The organism is Streptomyces inhibens, assembly GCF_022221585.1.
Lineage (GTDB): Bacteria > Actinomycetota > Actinomycetes > Streptomycetales > Streptomycetaceae > Streptomyces > Streptomyces inhibens.
The window spans coordinates 6,962,421-6,982,235 of sequence record NZ_CP084681.1 but is presented as its reverse complement, the minus strand read 5'-3'; the positions used below and the strand labels follow the sequence as shown (position 1 = coordinate 6,982,235).

General features: G+C 71.1%; 16 protein-coding genes. 7 read left to right on the top strand and 9 right to left on the bottom strand.

Annotated features, from left to right (window positions below):
* Positions 1–166: 166 nt before the first annotated feature.
* Positions 167–505 carry a P-II family nitrogen regulator gene (locus KI385_RS31680; RefSeq protein ID WP_238575510.1) on the bottom strand — a complete coding sequence of 113 codons (339 nt, stop codon included), beginning with the start codon at positions 503–505 and terminating at the stop codon, positions 167–169.
* A complete protein-coding gene (locus KI385_RS31675) occupies positions 502–1,842 on the bottom strand; it encodes an ammonium transporter (protein WP_238575509.1) in 1,341 nt (446 codons plus the stop codon). Before KI385_RS31675 ends, KI385_RS31680 begins: the two co-directional genes overlap by 4 nt.
* Here KI385_RS31675 and KI385_RS31670 point away from each other — a divergent pair.
* On the top strand, positions 1,745–1,990 hold the full coding sequence (locus KI385_RS31670; protein ID WP_238578108.1) for a hypothetical protein: 246 nt from the start codon (positions 1,745–1,747) through the stop codon (positions 1,988–1,990). The genes KI385_RS31675 and KI385_RS31670 overlap by 98 nt on opposite strands.
* A 242-nt stretch (positions 1,991–2,232) precedes the next feature.
* On the opposite strand, the gene nsdA is transcribed toward KI385_RS31670, so the two are convergent.
* Positions 2,233–3,705, bottom strand: coding sequence for a transcriptional repressor NsdA (gene nsdA, locus KI385_RS31665; protein WP_238575508.1), 1,473 nt, complete (start codon positions 3,703–3,705; stop codon positions 2,233–2,235).
* A 487-nt stretch (positions 3,706–4,192) separates the two neighbouring features.
* Here nsdA and KI385_RS31660 point away from each other — a divergent pair, with 487 nt between their 5' ends.
* Positions 4,193–4,888, top strand: coding sequence for a bifunctional DNA primase/polymerase (locus KI385_RS31660; RefSeq protein WP_238575507.1), 696 nt, complete (start codon positions 4,193–4,195; stop codon positions 4,886–4,888).
* A gap of 112 nt (positions 4,889–5,000) precedes the next feature.
* On the opposite strand, the gene ftsY is transcribed toward KI385_RS31660, so the two are convergent.
* Positions 5,001–6,233 (bottom strand): signal recognition particle-docking protein FtsY, encoded by a 1,233-nt coding sequence (ftsY, locus tag KI385_RS31655; RefSeq protein ID WP_128508994.1) that lies wholly within the window; start codon positions 6,231–6,233, stop codon positions 5,001–5,003.
* 144 nt (positions 6,234–6,377) lie between these two features.
* Between ftsY and KI385_RS31650 the strand changes: the two genes are divergently transcribed.
* From KI385_RS31650 to KI385_RS31640, 3 genes are all read left to right on the top strand, one after another.
* On the top strand, positions 6,378–7,610 hold the full coding sequence (locus tag KI385_RS31650; RefSeq protein WP_238575506.1) for an NAD(P)/FAD-dependent oxidoreductase: 1,233 nt from the start codon (positions 6,378–6,380) through the stop codon (positions 7,608–7,610).
* 224 nt (positions 7,611–7,834) lie between these two features.
* A complete protein-coding gene (locus KI385_RS31645; RefSeq protein WP_238575505.1) occupies positions 7,835–9,316 on the top strand; it encodes a purine-cytosine permease family protein in 1,482 nt (493 codons plus the stop codon).
* 100 nt (positions 9,317–9,416) lie between these two features.
* Positions 9,417–10,421, top strand: coding sequence for an LLM class flavin-dependent oxidoreductase (locus KI385_RS31640; RefSeq protein WP_238575504.1), 1,005 nt, complete (start codon positions 9,417–9,419; stop codon positions 10,419–10,421).
* Positions 10,422–10,438: 17 nt separating this feature from the next.
* On the opposite strand, the gene KI385_RS31635 is transcribed toward KI385_RS31640, so the two are convergent.
* On the bottom strand, positions 10,439–10,762 hold the full coding sequence (locus KI385_RS31635) for a cupin domain-containing protein (RefSeq protein ID WP_238577939.1): 324 nt from the start codon (positions 10,760–10,762) through the stop codon (positions 10,439–10,441).
* A 193-nt stretch (positions 10,763–10,955) separates the two neighbouring features.
* Between KI385_RS31635 and KI385_RS31630 the strand changes: the two genes are divergently transcribed.
* The gene (locus KI385_RS31630; protein WP_238575503.1) at positions 10,956–11,972 is read left to right on the top strand and encodes a GlxA family transcriptional regulator; all 1,017 of its coding nucleotides are present in this window, start codon (positions 10,956–10,958) and stop codon (positions 11,970–11,972) included.
* Between the two features lie 139 nt (positions 11,973–12,111).
* Here the strand turns inward: KI385_RS31630 and KI385_RS31625 are convergent, their stop codons facing one another.
* From KI385_RS31625 to KI385_RS31610, 4 genes are all read right to left on the bottom strand, one after another.
* Positions 12,112–13,530, bottom strand: a complete 1,419-nt coding sequence (locus KI385_RS31625; RefSeq protein ID WP_238575502.1) for a sugar porter family MFS transporter — start codon at positions 13,528–13,530, stop codon at positions 12,112–12,114.
* 273 nt (positions 13,531–13,803) lie between these two features.
* Positions 13,804–17,511 carry a chromosome segregation SMC family protein gene (locus tag KI385_RS31620; protein ID WP_238575501.1) on the bottom strand — a complete coding sequence of 1,236 codons (3,708 nt, stop codon included), beginning with the start codon at positions 17,509–17,511 and terminating at the stop codon, positions 13,804–13,806.
* A gap of 300 nt (positions 17,512–17,811) precedes the next feature.
* Complete coding sequence (locus KI385_RS31615) at positions 17,812–18,015, bottom strand: hypothetical protein (protein ID WP_006602857.1); 204 nt, start codon at positions 18,013–18,015, stop codon at positions 17,812–17,814.
* A gap of 382 nt (positions 18,016–18,397) precedes the next feature.
* A complete protein-coding gene (locus tag KI385_RS31610; protein WP_238575500.1) occupies positions 18,398–18,679 on the bottom strand; it encodes an acylphosphatase in 282 nt (93 codons plus the stop codon).
* 132 nt (positions 18,680–18,811) lie between these two features.
* Between KI385_RS31610 and KI385_RS31605 the strand changes: the two genes are divergently transcribed.
* Complete coding sequence (locus tag KI385_RS31605; RefSeq protein WP_425356988.1) at positions 18,812–19,735, top strand: CAP domain-containing protein; 924 nt, start codon at positions 18,812–18,814, stop codon at positions 19,733–19,735.
* Positions 19,736–19,815: the final 80 nt, after the last annotated feature.

The window sequence follows — 19,815 nt, the reverse complement described above, 5'->3', positions numbered from 1 at the left end:
TTGTCCCCCGCCGTCACCTTCGTCCTCGTACGACCCGTCCCCCTGCGGGCCGTCCCCCGCGCCGCGGGCCGCACGATCAGTCTGTGCCGCCGCGGGGCGTGCGGCTATCCGCCGCTCGGGCGGCGGCTCCGGCCCGGCGGGGACCGGAGCCGGAACCGCCGGCCGGCTACAGGGCGTCCGGGCCCCGCTCGCCGGTCCGCACCCGTACCGCGTCGTCGACGGGGATGCTCCACACCTTCCCGTCGCCGATCTTGCCGGTGCGGGCCGCCTTGACGACGACGTCCATCAGCTCTTCGGCGTCCGCGTCCTCGACGAGCACCTCGATGCGGATCTTCGGCACCAGGTCGACGGTGTACTCGGCGCCGCGGTACACCTCCGTGTGCCCGCGCTGCCTGCCGTAGCCGCTGGCTTCGGTGATGGTCAGTCCGTGCACACCGAAGGCCTGCAGGGCGTCCTTCACCTCGTCCAGCCGGTGCGGCTTGATTACTGCCGTGATGAGCTTCACGCGTCCACCTTCTTTGTCAGGGCCTCGCCGAGTGCCGGTCCCTTGCGGGCCGCGGTGCCGCCGCCCGCGCCGGTGAAGTCGTAGGCGGTCTCCGCGTGCGCGGCCTGGTCGATTCCGGAGATCTCCTCGTCCTCGCTGACCCGGAAGCCCATCACCAGGTCGATGACCTTGGCAAGGACGTAGCTGACGACCAGGGAGTACAGCAGCACACAGACCACACCGACGGCCTGCTTGCCGAGCTGGTCCCAGCCGCCCCCGTAGAACAGGCCCTTGGCCTTGCTCTGCACACCGCCGGTGGCGAACAGGCCGATCAGCAGCGACCCGGCGACACCGCCGACGAGGTGGACTCCGATCACATCGAGGGAGTCGTCGTAGCCGAGCTTGTACTTCAGGTTGACGGCCATGGCGCACAGCACACCGGCGATCACGCCGACCGCGATGGCGCCGAGCGGGCTGACGCAGCCGCAGGCCGGGGTGATCGCGACGAGTCCGGCGACCGCGCCGGAGGCCGCGCCGAGCGTGGTGAACGAACCGTGCCGGAGCTTTTCGTACGCCAGCCAGCCGAGCATCGCGGCGGCGGTGGCGACCTGGGTGTTGACGAAGGCGACCGCGCCGATGCCGTCGTCGTTGCCGAGCCAGGAGCCGGCGTTGAAGCCGAACCAGCCGAACCACAGCAGTCCGGCGCCGAGCATCACCAGCGGCAGGCTGTGCGGCCGCATCGGGTCCTTCTTGAAGCCGATGCGCTTGCCGACGACCAGGATCACGCCGAGGGCCGCGGCACCGGCGTTGATGTGCACGGCCGTGCCGCCCGCGAAGTCGATGACGCCCAGCTTGAAGAGCCAGCCTCCGTCGGCCCACACCCAGTGGGCGACGGGGAAGTAGACGACGGTGACCCACAGGGCGATGAACAGCGCCCAGGCGGTGAACTTCACCCGGTCGGCGAGCGCACCGCTGATCAGCGCGGGCGTGATGATCGCGAACATCAGCTGGAAGACCGCGAAGACATAGATCGGGATGGTGGTGGCGCCCCACAGCTCGGTCAGGCCGATACCGCTGAGGCCGGCGAAGCTGCCGTTCCAGCCGATGAAGCCGCCCTTGTCGGTGCCGAACGCGAGCCCGAATCCGTACAGGACCCACAGGATCGTGACGATGCCGAGGCTGATGAAGCTCATCATCAGCATGTTGAGCACGCTCTTGACCCGGACCATGCCGCCGTAGAAGAAGGCGAGCCCGGGGGTCATGACCATCACCAGTGCGGAGCAGATCAGTATGAACCCGGTGTTCGCCGGGCTCAGTGTCACTTTGTCTGCTGCAAGCGTCAGGATGCCTGGGGGCATCGGCGTCTCCTCGTCGTCGATGCGGCCCGTGCGGGCGTGTTTCTGGTGGGCCGACTTCGCGATGAGGTTGTCGCAGCGTGGTTTCGGCCAAACCTTGCCGGTGTTTCACCGCAGTGACGAAGACCCCATGAGTGTTACGCCCTGGTGAACTCCGAGATCAGCGGACACCCCACCCGTTCAGCCCACGAAAACCCCCACCGCCCGTCCACCGCCCGCCCACCGCAACCATCAATTGAGCAACCCCCACGGCGACCAGCCACCTCCGCGAAAGCGGCGCCGGTTCAGGCGCAAAGGGGGGCCCGACCACGGCCGCCGTCCGCATGACCTGGCAGGGGGGAGCCGAGTCGGGCTGTACGGGGCGGCGGGCCGTGGCCGGTGTTCTTGGGGCCGTCAGACGGCCTCCGCGGATTCCGGCAGCTGCCGGGCGAGCTCGTCGCTGAGCCGGATGACCTCGGCGACACCGCCGAATTCCCGGGCGGCGGAGTCCACGGTCTTGCGCAGCCGGGTGTTGACCCGCTCCGAGCGGACCTGCCGGGCGAACGGGATGGCCTGCCGTGCCATCTCCGCGCAGGCCTCCGGCTCCTTCTGGAGCAGCCGTACGGTGGCCATCCCGATCAGGTTGAGCGCATACGAACGCTGATGCTCGGGGTCCTTGCGGAACAGCTCCACGGCGCGCTCCATGACGGGCTCGGCGAGCGAGGCGTAGGTGGGGCTGCGGCCGGCGACATAGGCCAGGTCGCGGTAGGAGTGGGCGTTCTCGGCGTTCAGCTCGGCCTCGGAGAAGAAACGGATCCAGTCCGGTTCGGGCTCGCCGGGCGTGACGTCGGAGAAGGTGTCCTCGGCCATCCGGACGGCCCGCTTGACCTTGCTGGGCTGGCCCATCCCGGCGTAGGCGCGGGCCTCCATCGCATACAACATGGCCTGGGTGCGCGGGGTGGACGTGTCCCGGCTGCCGTACTGGGCGAGATGGATCAGCTCCAGCGCGTCGTCCGGCCGGCTGAGGTGGATCATCTGCCGGCTCATGCTGGAGAGGATGTACGAGCCCAGGGGACGGTCGCCGGCCTCCTTGGAGGCGTGCAGCGCCAGCACGAAGTACTTCTGCGCGGTGGGCTGCAGTCCGATGTCGTAGCTCATCCAGCCGGCGAGCTCGGCGAGCTCGGCGGCGACCTTGAAGAGCCGCTTGGCGACCGGTGCGGGCTGTGGCTCCTGGAGGAGGTCGGTGACCTCGTGGAGCTGGCCGACCACCGCCTTGCGCCGGAGTCCGCCGCCGCACTGCGCGTCCCACTGGCGGAACATCGCGGTCGTCGCCTCCAGGAGGTCCAGCTCGGGCTTGGACAGCCGCGCGTGCCGCTTGGTGCGGTCGGGCTCCTCGGGGCCGGCGGTGCCCGCGGGCACCGGCACCAGCCAGCGCTGCATCGGTTCGATGAGGCTGGGTCCGGCGGCGAGTGCGAGGGAGGTGCCGAGGAATCCGCGGCGGGCCAGCATCAGGTCGCTGCGGGAGAACTCACTGATGAGGCCGACGGTTTGGGCCCCCGCCCAGGGCAGGTCGACGCCGGAGACGGACGGGGACTGGTGGGCGGAGCGCAGCCCCAGTTCCTCGATGCCGACGACACAGCCGAAGCGTTCGGAGAACAGCTCGGACAGGATCCGGGGAATGGGCTCGCGCGGCTGCTCGCCGTCGAGCCACCGGCGTACGCGGGAGGTGTCGGTGCTGATGTGATGCGCGCCCATCTGGCGCGCCCGGCGGTTGACCTGTCGCGCCAGCTCGCCCTTGGACCAGCCGCTGCGCATGAACCACGAACCCAGTTGTGCGTTGGGTTGTTTGACAGCGTCGGTGCCGCCCGTGCCGCCATTGCCGCCCACTGGAAGCTCCCATCCCGATAGCTGCCTTGGTGCCTGGTGCCTCGTGCTTGGTGCGAACCACCCACAGGTTGCAGCACGTTGCGACGCCTGTCCGGGGTACATCTACCCGATCACGGATTCCGCCCACACCTTTTGGCCTGTGGTCAACCGGTGCGTTGCCATCGGCATACCCGTGCGAAGGGTGCCTCTCCGGGGTTCGTGCACTGAAAGTAATCCTACGATCACGCCCCTCGCGAGGGCGATCGGGGAAACGCCACCATTCGCCACCCCTTCGAATGAACTCCCCGGCCGGCTCTCGCGATTGACTTGACACAGGTCGAGCAGGAGCGGGCGGAGCGAAGCACGCGAGGGCTCGCACGGCCCACCGCACCACCCGGCACACCACGTCGCACCACCGGCGCCGCGGGTCGTGGACGGAGCGTGAAGAAGACCCGTCGTCAACCCGCCGACTCGTAACCACTGACACGCACCACCCGTTGGAGGGGGCATGGGCTTCACGATCGGCGGCATCCGGGAGATGCGTTCCGGCTCCCGGCGCCGCGCCCGCTCGACCGAGATCACGGCGGTGGCGGAGTACACGGGGCTGTGGGGCTGGGATGTCACCCCCGGCGCCCGGGCGGTGCGCACCGGCAGCCGTACGGACTGCTCGTGCGGCGTCGCCGACTGCCCCTCCCCCGGCGCGCACCCCCTGGCGTTAGGCGAGGAGCTGGCGGCCGGCGCCACACTGGAGAAGGCCGCCGCGGCCTGGGCGGAGACCCCGGGCGCCGCCCTCCTGCTCCCGGTGGGCCGGTCGTTCGACATCCTCGACGTGCCGGAGGCGGCGGGCCGCAACGCCCTGGCGCGGCTGGAGCGGATGGGGCTGCCGCTCGGCCCGGTCGCGGTGACCCCGACCGGCCGTGCGCTGTTCTTCGTCGCCCCGGGCGCCGCCGCCGGACTCCCCGATCTGCTCTACCGGATGGGCTGGGACGACGCCGCACTCGACCTGCGCCCCCTGGGCGCCGGCGACCACATCACCGCGCCCCCCTCCGACTTCGGCGGCCACGGCCCGATGCGCTGGCTGCGCCCCCCGACGCTGGACACCGCCGACCGCCCGCCGCAGGCCCGGCTGCTGCTGGGCACCCTGGCGTACACCTCGTTGCGGCTGAACCGCCGCCGCTCCGGCGGAGGGAACCACTCCCTGTAGAGGTGGCCCGATCGATGGCCGCCGGGTACGAGAAGGGCCCCACCGCAGGCGAGCGGAGGGGCCCTTCCGTGATCGTGCTCCGGCGCCGGTTCCGGCGCAGGGGGGCGCGCGGTCAGTCGCCGATCAGCGCGTCGACGAACGCCTCAGGCTCGAACGGCGCCAGGTCGTCCGCGCCCTCGCCCAGCCCGACCAGCTTGACCGGTACGCCGAGCTCGCGCTGGACGGCGACGATGATGCCGCCCTTGGCGGTGCCGTCGAGCTTGGTGAGCACCACGCCGGTGATGTCCACGACCTCGGCGAACACCCGCGCCTGCACCAGACCGTTCTGGCCGGTGGTGGCGTCCAGGACGAGGAGCACCTCGCCGACCGGGCCGTGCTTCTCGACGACCCGCTTGACCTTGCCGAGCTCGTCCATCAGACCGGTCTTGGTGTGCAGCCGGCCGGCGGTGTCGATCAGGACGACATCGGCGGACTCGGCGATACCTTCCTTCACCGCGTCGAAGGCGATCGAGGCCGGGTCGCCGCCCTCGGGCCCGCGGACCGTACGGGCGCCGACCCGCTCGCCCCAGGTCTGGAGCTGGTCGGCGGCCGCGGCGCGGAAGGTGTCGGCGGCGCCGAGGACCACGGACTTGCCGTCGGCGACCAGGACACGGGCGAGCTTGCCGGTGGTGGTGGTCTTGCCGGTGCCGTTGACGCCGACGACCAGGACGACGCCGGGGATCTCGTCGCCGCCGTTGCCGATGCCGTTGGCGGTGTGCACGGTGCGGTCGGCTTCCGTGCCGATCAGCGCGAGGAGCTCCTCGCGCAGCAGCGCGCGCAGATCCTCGGGGGTACGGGTGCCGAGGACCCGGACCCGCTCGCGCAGCCGGTCGACCAGCTCCTGGGTGGGGGCGACGCCGACGTCTGCGGTCAGCAGGGTGTCCTCGATCTCCTCCCAGGTCTCCTCGTCGAGGCGTTCGCGGGAGAGCAGGGTCAGCAGGCCCTTGCCGAGGGTGTTCTGCGAGCGGGAGAGCCGAGCGCGCAGTCGGACGAGCCGTCCGGCGGTGGGCTCGGGGACCTCGATCGCGGGCGCGACCGGTGCCTCGGGCTCGGCTGCCGGTGCCTCGGCCTCGGGGGCCTCGGCGGTGGGCAGCGTGACTTCTTCGATGGTGCGACGCTCTTCGTCGCGGGGGGTCTCGGCCTCCTCGCCGACATGGGGTTCGGCAGGGGGCGCGGTGACGGAGGGCTTGGGGGCAGCCGGCGGGGACGGCGGCAGCTGCTTCTTCTTGCGGCCGCTGACGACGAGCCCGCTGATCGCGCCGAGCACGACCACGGCGATGAGTACAGCAAGGATGACGATTTCCATAACCCCTCCAGTATCAGCCACGCCCCACCCGTGGGGACTGCACGCGCCGATTCTGGATTGACCGTATCCAGAATCAATCTGGATGTGTAGCATCCGGATTCACTCCCCGGGGCCGGCCCGTGGGGCACTGTGAAGGGAATCCGGATGTTTGATGTCCTGGTTTTGGGCGGCGGTTTCGCCGGACTGTGGAGCGCCGCCGCGGCGACCCGGCTGCTGCGCGCGCACAAGACCGGACCCGCCGCGCACTCCGTGGCGCTGCTCACCCCGCACCCGGATCTGGCCCTGCGGCCACGCCTCTACCAGGCCGACCCGGCCCGGCTGCGGGTGCCGCTCGACCGGGTGCTGGGCCCCGTCGGCGTACGGCGGATCGCCGCCACCGCGACCGCCGTGGACACCGCCCGGCGCCGGGTGACCGCCACCGCGGCCGACGGCAGCCGCACCGAGGTGGCGTACCGGCGCCTGGTGCTCGCCACCGGGAGCGCGGTGATGCGCCCCGAGCTGCCCGGCGCCGCGCTGCTGCACGACATCGACACCCTGCCGGCCGCGGTGCGGCTGGAGGAGCATCTGCGGTCGCTGCCCGAGGCGCCGGACGGGCCCGGCCGCTGGACCGCGGTGGTGGTCGGCGCCGGGTTCACCGGGCTGGAGATCGCCACCGAGCTGGTCGGGCGGCTGCGCGCGAAGGCGGCCCCGTACGGCGCCGCGGACGAGGTGCGGGTGGTGCTGGTCGAGCGCGCGCAGGTGATCGGCGAGGGACTGGGCGCGGCGGCCCGCCCCGTGATCACCGAGGCGCTGGACGAGCTGGACATCGAGCGCCGCCCCGGCACCACCGTCACCGGCCTGGACGAGCACACGGTGCGCCTCTCCGACGGCAGCGCCCTGCCCGCCCGTACGGCCGTGTGGACCGCGGGGATGCGGGCGAGCGCGCTGACCGCGCAGATCCCCGCGCCCCGGGACGCGCTGGGGCGGCTCGCCGTGGACGCCGGACTGCGGGTGCGCGGCGTCGCGGGCGTCTACGCGGCCGGGGACACCGCGGCGGCCGGGGCCGAGGGCGGCCGCACCGTGCTGCAGAGCTGTCAGCACGCCACCCCGCTCGGCAAGGTGGCCGGCCACAACGCGGCCGCCGATCTGCTCGGTCTGCCGCCGGTGGACTTCGCACCCGATCCGTACTCGACCTGTCTCGATCTCGGCGCGGCCGGCGCGGTGGCCACGAGCGGCTGGGACCGGACGCTGCGGGAGGGGCCGGAGGGCTTCGCCAAGGAGCTCAAGCGGGCCATCAACGAGACATGGATCTCCCCGCCGCTCGACGACCCGTGCGAGCTGCTGCGGCAGGCCGACCACCGCGTCAGCCAGCGCCGGCCCGCACCCTCCCCGGCCTGATCAGAGACGTACGACTGGACCCTTCGACGAGTGTGGGTGACACTCGCCCTCGTCGAGGGTTCCAACGGTGCGTAAAGGCAGAAGTTGGATCAAAGTACGATGGTGGGCGGCCGCGCAACGCGCGTAGAGTCCTGGCAGCAAAATCCAGGCCAGGCACCACAGCCGCTGCCTGCACCTCCTCCCCCGGGGGTGCCTCCAGATCCCCGCACGGAGATACCTGCACCATGGGCACCACGTCCCCTTCCACGCCCGAAACCGAAGGCGCCGTCGAGACCCGCGGCATCGAACCCGTTCCCGACAACGAACGGCAGGGCCGCGTCCGCGAGCTCTTCCCGACCTGGGTCGCCGCCAACATCAGCGTGCTGTTGCTCACCATGGGCGCCTCGCTCGTGGTCAACAACGGACTGAACTTCTGGCAGGTCCTGCTGGTGGCCGCGATCGCCGCGGCCGTCGCCTTCGGCATGGTGGGTGTGCTGTCGGTCTCCGGCAAGTGGGGCGGCGCGCCCGGCGCGATGCTCTCCCGGGCCGCCTTCGGCGTCCGCGGCAACTACTTCCCCGGCGCGATCCTGTGGGTCGCCCGCTTCGGCTGGGAGACGATCAACGCGGTCACCGGCGCGTATGCGGTGCTGACCGTGCTGCATCTGCTGTTCGGCATCGAGAGCAACAACGTCCTGATCGTGGTCACCCTGCTCGCGTTCGTGGCCGTCACGTACCTGGTGAGCGGCCTGGGCCGCAAGGCGCTGAACATCTGCAACAAGTACTCGACGTATCTGTTCGGGCTGTTCAGCATCATGGTGCTGATCTACCTGGTCGCCACGATGGACTGGCACGCGATCTTCGCCAAGAAGGCCGGCACCACCGCGATGGTCATCGCGGGTATCGGCACCATCGCGGCCGGCGGCATCAGCTGGGTGCCCACCGGCCCCGACTTCGCGCGCTACCTCCCGCACTCCGCGTCCGGCAAGAAGATCGTCGGTACGACCGTCTCCGGTGCGGCCCTGGTGCTGCTGCCGATGGTGCTGATGGGCGGCGTGATGGCCGTCTCCGACCCGAAGCTGGCCGGCCAGAACACCGACCCGATGTCGTTCCTCGGCAACAGCCTGCCGGGCTGGCTCGCGGTGCCGTACCTGATCACGGCGCTGGTCGGCATGGTGCTGATCAACAGCCTGTCGATGTACTCCGCGGGCTTCACCGCCCAGACCATGGGCGTCAAGCTCCCGCGCGCCCTGGCGGTCAGCATCAACGCCGTCATCAGCCTGGTCGGCGGTCTGTTCATGATGCTGGTGGCCAAGGACTTCATCGGCCAGTTCATCGCCTTCCTGACGCTGCTCGCGGTCTCCTTCTCCGCCTGGATCGGCGTCTACGGCATCGACATGGCGCGACGGCGCAAGCTGGCGGTGCGCTACGACGCCGACGGCCTGATGAACACCGGCCGCACCAGCCGCTACTGGTACGTCGGCGGCTTCTGCTGGCAGGCCATGACCGCCTGGGGCGTCGCGCTCGCCGCGGGCCTGTGCTTCACCAAGGTCCAGTGGTTCACCGGTCCGCTGGCCACCACCTGGATCGGCGAGAACGGCCTGGGCTGGGCGGCCACGATCGCGATCGCCGCGGTGGTCTTCGCCGTACTGCCGACGCCCAAGGAGTCCGTCCCGGCGGCCGGGGCCGAGCGGGCGGCCGAGGACCGGCAGCCCGTCGAGGTGGGCTGAGCCGGCACCGGTCCGGGGGCCCGGTTCCCCCTCTAGCGACCTGACGCAACGTCAGCTAACGTCCCCTTCGCCAACCACCTTGGCGAAGGGGACGTTTGCCATGTCTGCCCTGCCCGCCCTGCCTGTCACGGTCGTGCGCTTCAACCTCGTCGACCCCGCGCCCACACCCGCCACGCTGTCCGCGCGCTACCGTGCCGCCGTCGAGATGGCGGCGTTCGCCGACGACCGCGGCCTCACCATGGTCCAGACCGAGGAGCACCACGCCACCACCAACGGCTGGATCCCCTCCCCGCTCACCTTCGCGGGCGCCGTCTTCGGCGCCACCCGCCGCATCGGCGTCACCGTCTCCGCACTGATCACCCCGCTGCACGACCCGCTGCGGCTGGCCGAGGACATCGCCTCGCTCGATCTCCTCAGCGGCGGCCGGCTGGTGACCGTCGCGGGCATCGGCTACCGGCCCGAGGAGTACGCGGCACACGGCAAGGACTGGCCGGGCCGCGGCGCGCTCCAGGACGAGGTGCTGGAAACCCTGCTGTCCGCCTGGACCGGCGAACCGTTCACCTACCGGGGCCGTACGGTCCAGGTCACCCCGCGCCCGTACACCCGACCGCACCCGCTGCTGCTGATCGGCGGCAGCTCACGGGCCGCGGCCCGGCGCGCCGCCCGCCTGGGGCTCCCCCTCTTCCCCAGCGCCCACCTCCCCGAGCTGGAGGCCTACTACCACGAACGGCGCGCCGCCTTCGGCACCGAGGGCTGGGTGATGCAGCCGCCCGGGCGGACCTCCTTGCTCCACGTCTCCGAGGACCCGGACCGCACCTGGGCCGAGTGCGGCGGCCATCTGCTGTACGAGGCCCGGACGTACGCCTCCTGGCAGTCCGCCGGCATCCGCTCCGCGGTGCGCTCGACGGCGCGGGACGTCGAGGCGCTGCGCGCCGAGGGCGTCTACCGCATCATCACCCCCGACGAGTGCCTCCGGATCGCCCAGGAGGCGGGCGCCCAGGGCTCGTTGATCCTGCATCCGCTGTGCGGCGGGATGCCCGTCGACGAGGGCTGGCGCTCGCTGCATCTGTTCGCCGAGCGGGTGCTGCCCCGCCTCAAGGACTGACGCCCGGCGGGCGGGGCTCAGCCTTCGGGATAGAAGACGAACAGGTTGCAGCCCTCCGCCGACCGGGGTACGTGCCAGGAGCCGGCCGGCGCATGGATGAAGGACCCCGCCGGATGGTCACGCTCCCCGTCGTTGAAGGTGCCCGATACCACGAAGACCTCCTCGGGCCCCGGTTCGTGCACATCGATGCCTTCCCAGCAGCTGCCCGGGTCCATCTCCAGGACCTGGGCCTTGGCTCCGTTGTCACCGGTCCACAGCGGCCGGCTCCGGATCCCGGGGAACAGTTCCTTGACCGGTGCGTCGGCCACCGCGATCCCTACATAGCCCGGGGTGCCGCCCACGCCCCCGGCGGTCCGTCCGCCCGGCGCCTGCCGTCCGTCCCTCGTCGTGTCCGTGTCCGTGTCCGCGGTCGTGCCGGTGCTTGTGTCCGTGCTCACGCTTCTGGTCGTGTCCGTCTCGCTCATGCCTCCACCCTGGCCGAGCGCGGCACACTCCCCCAGTGTCAGAAATAACGTCCTGAGGTACTTTTCTGCCATGGCCGGACCGCCGCGGCAGGCACCGCCGCAGGACCCCGTGCACCGCGTGGTGGCGCTGGTGCGCCCACCCCAGTCGACCTTCGAACTCGGCTGCGTCGCCGAGGTCTTCGGCACCCGGCGCCCCGGCCTGCCGGTCCGCTACGACTTCCGGGTGTGTACGCCGCACCCCGGGCCCGTACGGACGACGGCGGGCTACGACATGCTGGTGACCGCGGGCCTGTCCGCACTGGAGAGCGCGGACACCGTCGTCATCCCGGGCTGGACGCCGGTCGATGAACCGCTCGCGCCCGCCGCCCGTCAGGCGCTGCGGCGGGCGCACGCCCGGGGCGCCCGGCTGGTGAGCATCTGTTCCGGCGCCTTCGCCCTGGCACAGACCGGGCTGCTCGACGGCCGCCGGGCGACCACCCACTGGAATCTGGCCGCCACCCTGGCGGAGCGCTTCCCCCGCATCGAGGTGGACCCCGCGGTGCTGTACCTCGACCACGGCGACCTCGCGACCAGCGCCGGGGCGGCGGCCGGTGTCGATCTGTGTCTGCACCTCGTACGCAGCGACCACGGCGCGGCCCATGCCGCGCGGATCGCCCGCCACATGGTCATGCCGCCGCACCGCGAAGGGGGGCAGACCCAGTACGCGGCCCCGCCCCCGGCGGACCGGATCGACCGCGCGCCCGCCATGGACCGCTCGCTGGCCCCGCTGCTGGAGTGGGTGACCGGGCGGCTGCCCGAGCCGGTCTCCGTCGAGGACATGGCAGGCCGGCTGGGGATCTCCGCGCGCACCCTCGCCCGCCGGTTCGCCGACCAGCTCGGCACCAGCCCCGGCCGGTGGCTGCTGGACCGCCGAATCACCGCGGCCCGGACCCTGCTGGAGGAGACCGATCTGACCGTCGAGGCGATCGCGCTGCGCGTCGGCCTGTCCTCGGCGACCAACTTCCGCCGGCGCTTCCAGCAGGCGCTGCACACCACACCGGCCGCGTACCGGCGGGCGTTCCGTACGACGGGCGCGCGGTCCCGGTAGAGCGACAACAGCGCGGGCACAAAGGACGGCACCGCAGGCACAGAAGCAGGCACAGAAGCAGGCACAAAAAGGGGTACTGCCCGGGGTCCCTTATGACCCGGGGCAGTACCCAGTAGCGAGGAGAAGGACTGGCGGGGGGTTAGCCCATCTCCTCCAACGCCTTGCCCTTCGTCTCCTTCACGAACTTCAGCACGAAGGGGATCGAGAGCAGGGCGAAGAATGTGTAGATGACGTACGTACCCGAGAGGTTCCAGTCGGACAGGCTCGGGAAGCTCGCCGTGATGGCCCAGTTGGCGATCCACTGCGCACAGGCGGCGACGCCCAGCGCGGCGGCGCGGATCTTGTTCGGGAACATCTCACCGAGGAAGACCCAGACCACGACGCCCCAGGAGAGGGCGAAGAAGAGCACGAAGACGTGGGCGGCGATCAGGGCCACGGTGCCTTCGGTGGTCGGCAGGGTGCCGGCCGCGGTCTTGGCGGAGAAGGCCCAGGCCTCCAGCGCGAGGGCGATGGCCATACCGGCCGAGCCGATCAGCGCCAGCGGACGGCGGCCGATCCGGTCGACGAAGATCATCGCGATCACGGTACCGATGATGTTGATGATCGAGGTCGTGAAGCTGTAGAAGAACGAGCTGCTCGGGTCGACGCCGACGGACTGCCACAGCGCCGACGAGTAGTAGAACGCGACGTTGATGCCGACCAGCTGCTGGAAGACCGACAGCCCGATACCGACCCAGACGATCGGCAGGAAGCCCATCTTGCTGCCGAGCAGGTCCTTGAACCTCGGCTTGTGCTCGCGGCGCATCCCCTCCTGGATCTCGGTGATCCGGGTGTCGAGGTTGACGGTGTGACCCTCGACCTCGGTGAGCACCTCCTTGGCACGGGTGATCTTGCCGATGGAGATGAGGTAGCGCGGCGACTCGGGAATCGCGAAGGAGAGCAGACCGTAGAGGACGGCCGGGATGACCATCACGCCGAGCATCCACTGCCAGGCCTCCAGGCCGGCGATCGTGCCCCGCTGCTTGCCGTCCGCGAGGTTGAGGATGCCCCAGTTGACGAGCTGGGAGACGGCGATGCCGACCACGATCGCGGCCTGCTGGAACGAGCCGAGCCGGCCACGGTAGGCGGACGGCGAGACCTCGGCGATGTAGGCCGGGCCGATGACCGAGGCCATACCGATCGCGAAGCCGCCGATGATCCGCCAGAAGGCGAGGTCCCACAGGGCGAACGGCAGTGCGGAGCCGACGGCGCTGATGGTGAACAGCACCGAGGCGATCTGCATCACGCGGATACGGCCTATGCGGTCCGCGATCCGGCCGGCGGTGGCGGCGCCGATGGCGCAGCCGATCAGCGCGACGGCGATCACCTGGGCAAGGAGTGCTGATCCGACGTCGTAGCGGCTACGGATCGCCTCGACGGCACCGTTGATCACGGAACTGTCATAGCCGAAGAGAAAGCCGCCCATTGCGGCAGCCGCGGTGATGAAGATGACATGGCCGAGGTGGTCGGGATGGGCCTTGCGGCCTTCCGGAACCGTCGGCTGCGCGGTGCTGGTCAACGTGAACTCCAGTGGCCCGGCTGCGCTGCCGGGCGTCGGGGGCTGGCCCTTCTAGTGGTGCATAGGTTGGGGGTACCCACCACTTGAAGGTAAAAGCAACGTTGCAGAGACTATGCCTTCAAGTTTCGAAGTCAATAGGGCGTAATGATTTTGTTTCCCGGCCACCCCGAGGGGCGTTCGTTCAAGTTGTGAACTGATGGGGTGTCGGGCACTCCGGGCGATCATGCGCGCGATCAAGGCGGTGACCCAGGTCACCGCACGCGCCGGCGACGCTCAGTGCAGCCGCTGGCTGATGACCTTCGAGACGCCGTCACCCTGCATCGATACGCCGTAGAGCGCGTCCGCGACCTCCATCGTGCGCTTCTGATGCGTGATCACGATCAGCTGGGAGCTCTCCTGCAACTCCTCCATGATCCGGATCAGCCGCTGCAGATTGGTGTCGTCCAGCGCCGCCTCGACCTCGTCCATCACATAGAACGGACTGGGCCGTGCCTTGAAAATCGAGACCAGCAGCGCCACCGCGGTCAGCGAACGCTCACCGCCCGACAGCAGCGAGAGCCGCTTGACCTTCTTGCCCGGCGGGCGCGCCTCCACATCCACCCCGGTCGCCAGCATGTCGTCCGGGTCGGTCAGCACCAGCCGCCCCTCGCCGCCCGGGAAGAGCCGCGAGAAGACGCCCTCGAACTCCCGCGCGGTGTCGTGGTACGCCTCGGTGAAGACCTGCTCCACCCGCTCGTCGACCTCCTTGACCACCTGCATCAGATCGGCCCGGGTCTTCTTCAAGTCTTCAAGCTGCTCACTGAGGAACTGGTGGCGCTCCTCCAGCGCGGCGAACTCTTCCAGCGCCAGCGGGTTCACCTTCCCGAGCTGCTGATACGCCCGCTCGGCGGCCTTGAGCCGCTTCTCCTGCTCGGCCCGTACATAGGGCACCGGCTGATTGCGCGGATGCTCCGGATCGTCGGGCAGCACCTCGCCGTCGGCGGGCGGTGAGGGCGGTACGAGCTGATCGGGGCCGTACTCGGACATCAGCCCGGCCGGCTCCACCCCCAGCTCCTCCAGCGCCTTGGTCTCCAGCTGCTCGATCCGCAGCCGCTTCTCCGCGCCCAGCACCTCGCCCCGGTGCACCGAGTCCGTCAGCTTGTCCAGCTCGGACTTCAGCTCCCGGCCCTGGTTGCGCGCGGCCACCAGCGCCTGCTCCCGCTCGGCCTTGGCCCGCTCCGCGGCGCCCCGCTCCTCCTCGGCCCGTACGACCGACACCTCGACATGCGCCAGCAGCTGCCGCGCACCGGAGGCCACCGCCCCGGCGACCGCCGCCTCGTGCCGCAGCCGGGCGCGCCGCCGCTCGGCCCGCGCCCGCGCCTCGCGTTCGGCGCGCGCCCCCCGGTCCAGCGCATCCGCCCGTCCGGCCAGCGCCTTGACCCGCTCCTCGTGCGTACGCGCCTGGAGCCTGGCCTCCATCTCGGTCTGCCGCGCATTCGCGCCGTCGGCCGCCAGCCGGTCCCGTACGGATGTATCGGGCTCCTCCTCGCCGACGCCCGGGTCCTCCTCCGCCACGGCCAGCCGCTCGGCCAGCTCCTCGGCCTCCTCGGTGGCCCGCACCAGCGCCTCCTCGGCCTTGGCCGCCGCCGCGTCACCACGTTCCGCCTCGCCCGCAGCCGCCCGTGCCTGCCCGCCGAGCCGCCCCAGATCCCCGGCGACCTTCGACTTCTCCCGGTCCGCGGCCCGCCGCCGTTCGGTCAACTCCTCGACCAGCGCGGCACACTCCGTACGCCGTTCGGCCGCCGCCCGCTGCGCCTCGGCCAGCTCCGCACAGCGTGCCGCCAGCTCCTCCAGCTCGGCCGCCGCCTCGTCGACCGACGCCTGTACCTCCAGCAGACTCGGCGCACCGGCGGAACCGCCCTGCGCGAAATGCGTCCCCAGCAGATCGCCCTCGCCGGTCACGGCCATCAGCTCCGGCCGCGCGGCCACCAGATCCTCGGCGTCCTCCAGCGTCCCGACCACCACGACGTCCCGCAGCAGCCGGGCCACGGCAGCCGTCAACTCCGCCGGACCCTGCACCAGTTCCCCGGCCGGTACGGGCTCGGAACGGGGGCCGGGGACGCGATGCGCGGCAGCCTCGGGCTCAGGGGCACCCGGCGCACCGGCCACACCGCCGGCCACGGCAGCCGCGGCCGGTTCGGCCACCCCGCCGGCTGTCGCCGGGGCCTCCACCGGCCGCGCAGGCCCCGGCACCCGCCCCGTACCGCTCGGACTCCCGCTCCCGCTTCCGCCCAGCACCATCGCCGCCCGCCCCGCGTCCTGCTTGCGCAGCAGGCGGATGGCGTCGGCGGCGGTGGCCGGATCGGTGACCGCGACGGCATCCGCGGCCGCGCCGAGGGCGGCCGCCACCGGGATCTCGAAGCCCGGGGTGACGGTCAGCAGCTCCGCAGCCGGGCCGAGCAGCCCGCCGAGATGGTCGGCCGCGGCCAGCAGGGCCCCCGTACCGTCCTTGCGGCGCAGCCCGAGCGCCAGCGCATCGTGCCGCGCGGCGGTCGCGGCGCGGCGGCGCTCGGCCGCGGTCAGCGCCTCGCGCGCGGCGGTCAGCGCGGCCTCCGCCCCGGCCAGTTCCCGGCGGGCGGCGTCATGCCGCCCCTCGGTCTCCTCGTCGTCCGCGTCCAGCCCGTCGACCTCGGCCTTGAGCTGCTCGTACTCCTCCTGCGCGTCGGCCGCCCGGCGCCGGGCGGCATCCCGCGCCTCGGCGAGCCGGCCGATCTCCGCCTGCGCCGAGGCGGCCCGGCCGCGGGCGGCGGTGACCTGCCCGCTCAGCCGGGCGAGGCCCTCACGCCGGTCGGCGATGGCCCGGGCCACGTCCCGCAGCCGCCGCTCCTCGTCCGCCAACTGCCGCTCCAGCCCGGCGCGGTGTTCGACGGTGTCCTCCAGCGCCCGGCTCGCCGCCTCCAGCGCGGCCGTCAACTCCGCTTCCTGTTCGCGGATCCGGGCCGCCTCCCGCTCCATGTCCTCGGGATCGCGCCCGGACCGTTCCTCCGGCGGGGCCGCCGAGGCGCTCTTGACCCGGGCCTCGGCCAGCGAGATCGTGCCGCGCACCCGCTCCGCGAGCTGCGACAGCTCGTACCAGGTCTGCTGTGCGCGCTGCACCCGCGGCGTCAGCGTACGTACCTCCTCCTCCAGCGCCGCCTCCCGCTGCTGGGCGGTGCGCAGCAGCGCCTCGGCGGTCTGCTTGCGTTCCTTGAGCGCCGCCTCGTCCGCGATCTCGGCGCGCAGCGCCCGGCGCAGGGTGACCAGATCGTCGGCGAGCAGCCGCAGCCGGGCGTCGCGCAGATCGGCCTGGATGACGGCGGCCCGCCGGGCGACCGCGGCCTGCCGCCCCAGCGGCTTGAGCTGGCGCCGCAGCTCATCGGTCAGATCCTGGACGCGGGCGAGGTTGGCCTTCATCGCGTCCAGCTTCCGCAGCGCCTTCTCCTTGCGCTTACGGTGCTTGAGGACGCCGGCCGCCTCCTCGATGAAGGCCCGGCGCCCCATCGGGTCGGCATGCAGCACGGAGTCGAGCTGGCCCTGCCCGACGATGACATGCATCTCCCGGCCGATACCGGAATCGGAGAGCAATTCCTGGATGTCCAGCAGCCGGCAGGTGTCCCCATTGATCTGGTACTCACTGCCGCCATTGCGGAACATGATCCGGGTGATGGTGACTTCGGCGTACTCGATCGGCAGTGCACCGTCGGAGTTGTCGATGGTGAGCGAGACCTCGGCGCGCCCGAGCGGCGGCCGCCCGGTCGTCCCGGCGAAGATGACGTCCTCCATCTTCCCGCCGCGCAGCGACTTGGCACCCTGCTCGCCCATGACCCAGGACAGCGCGTCCACGACATTGGACTTGCCGGAGCCGTTGGGGCCCACGACACAGGTGATGCCCGGTTCGAACCGCAGCGTCGTGGCGGACGCGAAGGACTTGAAACCTCGCAGGGTCAGACTCTTGAGATGCACGCCGTTGGACTCTACCGGCCGCCTCTCGACGGGTGACCCCAACATTCCGGCTCCGGGCACCACCCCGTACGCCCCCGGGTATACCGCGCCGTTCATTTTCGGTTTCACCGAGGAAAGTGCAGGGCACATCATGCGGTAAGGGAGGCGCGGCACGGCTGAAGTGGCCGCATTGTTCGCATTAAATGCGGGAAACGACGAACCGGGAAACGACGAAGGGACGCCGAAGCGTCCCTTGCAGATCTTGAAGAGAGCGGTGCCTCAAGCGGCTCGCGAGCAGCTCTACCGGCCCTCGGGTTGGGGTCAGGTGAGCGCGGGCTCCGCCTGGGGTACGTCGATGTCGAGCATCGAGTCGTCGCGACGTGCGGCAGCGGACAGCATGTCGTTTTCGGCCTGCATCCGAATAAGCTCGGATTCAAGGTCTTGGACGCGCTGCTGAAGCCGTCGCATCTCGGAGAGGACTCGGGGGTCGGAGCCGCCGACGTAACCGAGAAGCGCCTTTGCCATGATGGATGGTCCTCCACAATGAGTGACCGACCGAAGCGGTGTGGGTCGTGAGGGATTCGCACCCGCGGTGCTTGTCATTCTCTGGTGTACTCAATGCCAAACAGCTAAGGTGCGCGGGGATTCCAGAGTCTCACCAAACGGTTTGACGGTCAACACGATCACGCCCCGTATCCTCGGGCACCTGAGAGTGCGCGGCCGCGAGGGCGCTGCGCCGACTCCCCAGAAAGGTCCCGCGGGGGCGTGGAGATCATCCGTACAGCGGCAGCCTTGCACGGGTCGGCCGAGTTGGCAACCACCAGGCCTTATCTCCCGTAAGCAGCTGACAAAGACGCACCGGCAAGATCGCCCGTGACGGCCGTACGGACGGTTTCGGCGGGCCGTTTCAGCGGATCTCGAAGCCGTCGTAACCACCGCGGGGCGTGGCCCAGATCTCAGTGACTCCGTCGACCCGCCCGGGCGTGTCTCCGGTACGCAGCCAGTCCAGAAGCTGATCGCAGTGATCCTTCGGCCCCTCGGCGACCACCTGGACGCGGCCGTCGCCGAGATTCACTGCAAATCCCGCGAGTTCGCCGATGCGAAGAGCATTGGCTCGGGTGAACCAGCGGAAGCCGACGCCCTGGACCTGACCCCGTACCCACGCGGTCACACGAACATCCTCATTCATGTGTGCACGTTAACTGGCCAATTGCTCAGCAGGCACTTCTGCCCCTTGCGTCATGGCGTACAGTCCCCCGACAGCGAGGCTCACCCATACGGGTGAGTCGCTTTGACGCTGAGGACGGAAGGAAGACAGCGGATGGGCCGCCATCGACGCTCTGCTCCCCACACGCCCGAAGCCCCCGGTGCAGGGCATGTTGACGCACCGACGGCAACGCTGCCCGAAGGCCGGGTGCGGCACCGCGCCCCTCGCGCGCCGCGCGCCCGCGGCATGGCTCCGGTACGCACCGGACTGCTCGGCGCCTCCGCCGCGATGGCGATGGGAGCGGTGGCCGTAGCCTCCGGACTGATCCCCGGCAGCGGCCAGTTCGACGGGGGTACGAGCGGCGGCGACCGGGTCCGTGCCGACGCGCTGCCGGAGGCCACCGCGCCGATGGGCAGCCTCTCCGAGGCCCCGTCCGACCGCACCACGGCCCCGGCGAGCCGCGGCGGCATCCGCCCCACCACCGCCCCGGACACCGGCCGCCCGTCCTCCGCGGCCACCCCCTCCACCTCGCCCTCCCCCCACCGGCCGTCCAAATCCCCCGTCGAAGAGTCCGGTTCACAGCGCACCGCCACGCCCACCGACGCCCCCTCCTCCGCGGCGCCCCGCCGCTCCGCGACCCCGTCGAAGACCCCCGACGCCCAGTCGTCAGCCGAGGCCCAGGTGCTGTCGCTGGTCAATCAGGAGCGCACCCAGGCCGGCTGCTCCCCCGTGACGGCGGACAAGGAATTGGCCGGTCTCGCACAGCAGTTCAGTGACGACATGGCCCGGCGCGGCTTCTTCGACCACACGGACCCCGATGGCAACACCCCCTGGGACCGGGCCCGCACCCAGGGCATCACCGACCTGGGCGGCGAGAACATCGCCCGCGGCCAGGCCAACGCCCAGTCCGTCATGGATTCCTGGATGAACAGCCCCGGCCACCGCGCCAACATCCTCAACTGCGAGTACAAGACCCTCGGCGTCGGCGCCCACTTCGGCCCGGGTGGCCCGTGGTGGACGCAGGACTTCGGCTTCTGAGGCGGCCTCCCCGGCCCGCGTGACACGGCCGCGCTCACACCGGACGCCCGCGCCGCCCCGCGAGAGATCACGGGGCGGCG

Bases quoted from the DNA above. Each gene is read 5' to 3' on its own strand.
- KI385_RS31670 (WP_238578108.1), top strand. From the start codon at position 1,745: ATGACCATCACCAGTGCGGAGCAGATCAGTATGAACCCGGTGTTCGCC.
- KI385_RS31675 (WP_238575509.1), bottom strand. From the start codon at position 1,842: ATGCCCCCAGGCATCCTGACGCTTGCAGCAGACAAAGTGACACTGAGC.
- KI385_RS31660 (WP_238575507.1), top strand. From the start codon at position 4,193: ATGGGCTTCACGATCGGCGGCATCCGGGAGATGCGTTCCGGCTCCCGG.
- ftsY (WP_128508994.1), bottom strand. From the start codon at position 6,233: ATGGAAATCGTCATCCTTGCTGTACTCATCGCCGTGGTCGTGCTCGGC.
- KI385_RS31650 (WP_238575506.1), top strand. From the start codon at position 6,378: ATGTTTGATGTCCTGGTTTTGGGCGGCGGTTTCGCCGGACTGTGGAGC.
- KI385_RS31645 (WP_238575505.1), top strand. From the start codon at position 7,835: ATGGGCACCACGTCCCCTTCCACGCCCGAAACCGAAGGCGCCGTCGAG.
- KI385_RS31640 (WP_238575504.1), top strand. From the start codon at position 9,417: ATGTCTGCCCTGCCCGCCCTGCCTGTCACGGTCGTGCGCTTCAACCTC.
- KI385_RS31630 (WP_238575503.1), top strand. From the start codon at position 10,956: ATGGCCGGACCGCCGCGGCAGGCACCGCCGCAGGACCCCGTGCACCGC.
- KI385_RS31615 (WP_006602857.1), bottom strand. From the start codon at position 18,015: ATGGCAAAGGCGCTTCTCGGTTACGTCGGCGGCTCCGACCCCCGAGTC.
- KI385_RS31610 (WP_238575500.1), bottom strand. From the start codon at position 18,679: ATGAATGAGGATGTTCGTGTGACCGCGTGGGTACGGGGTCAGGTCCAG.
- KI385_RS31605 (WP_425356988.1), top strand. From the start codon at position 18,812: ATGGGCCGCCATCGACGCTCTGCTCCCCACACGCCCGAAGCCCCCGGT.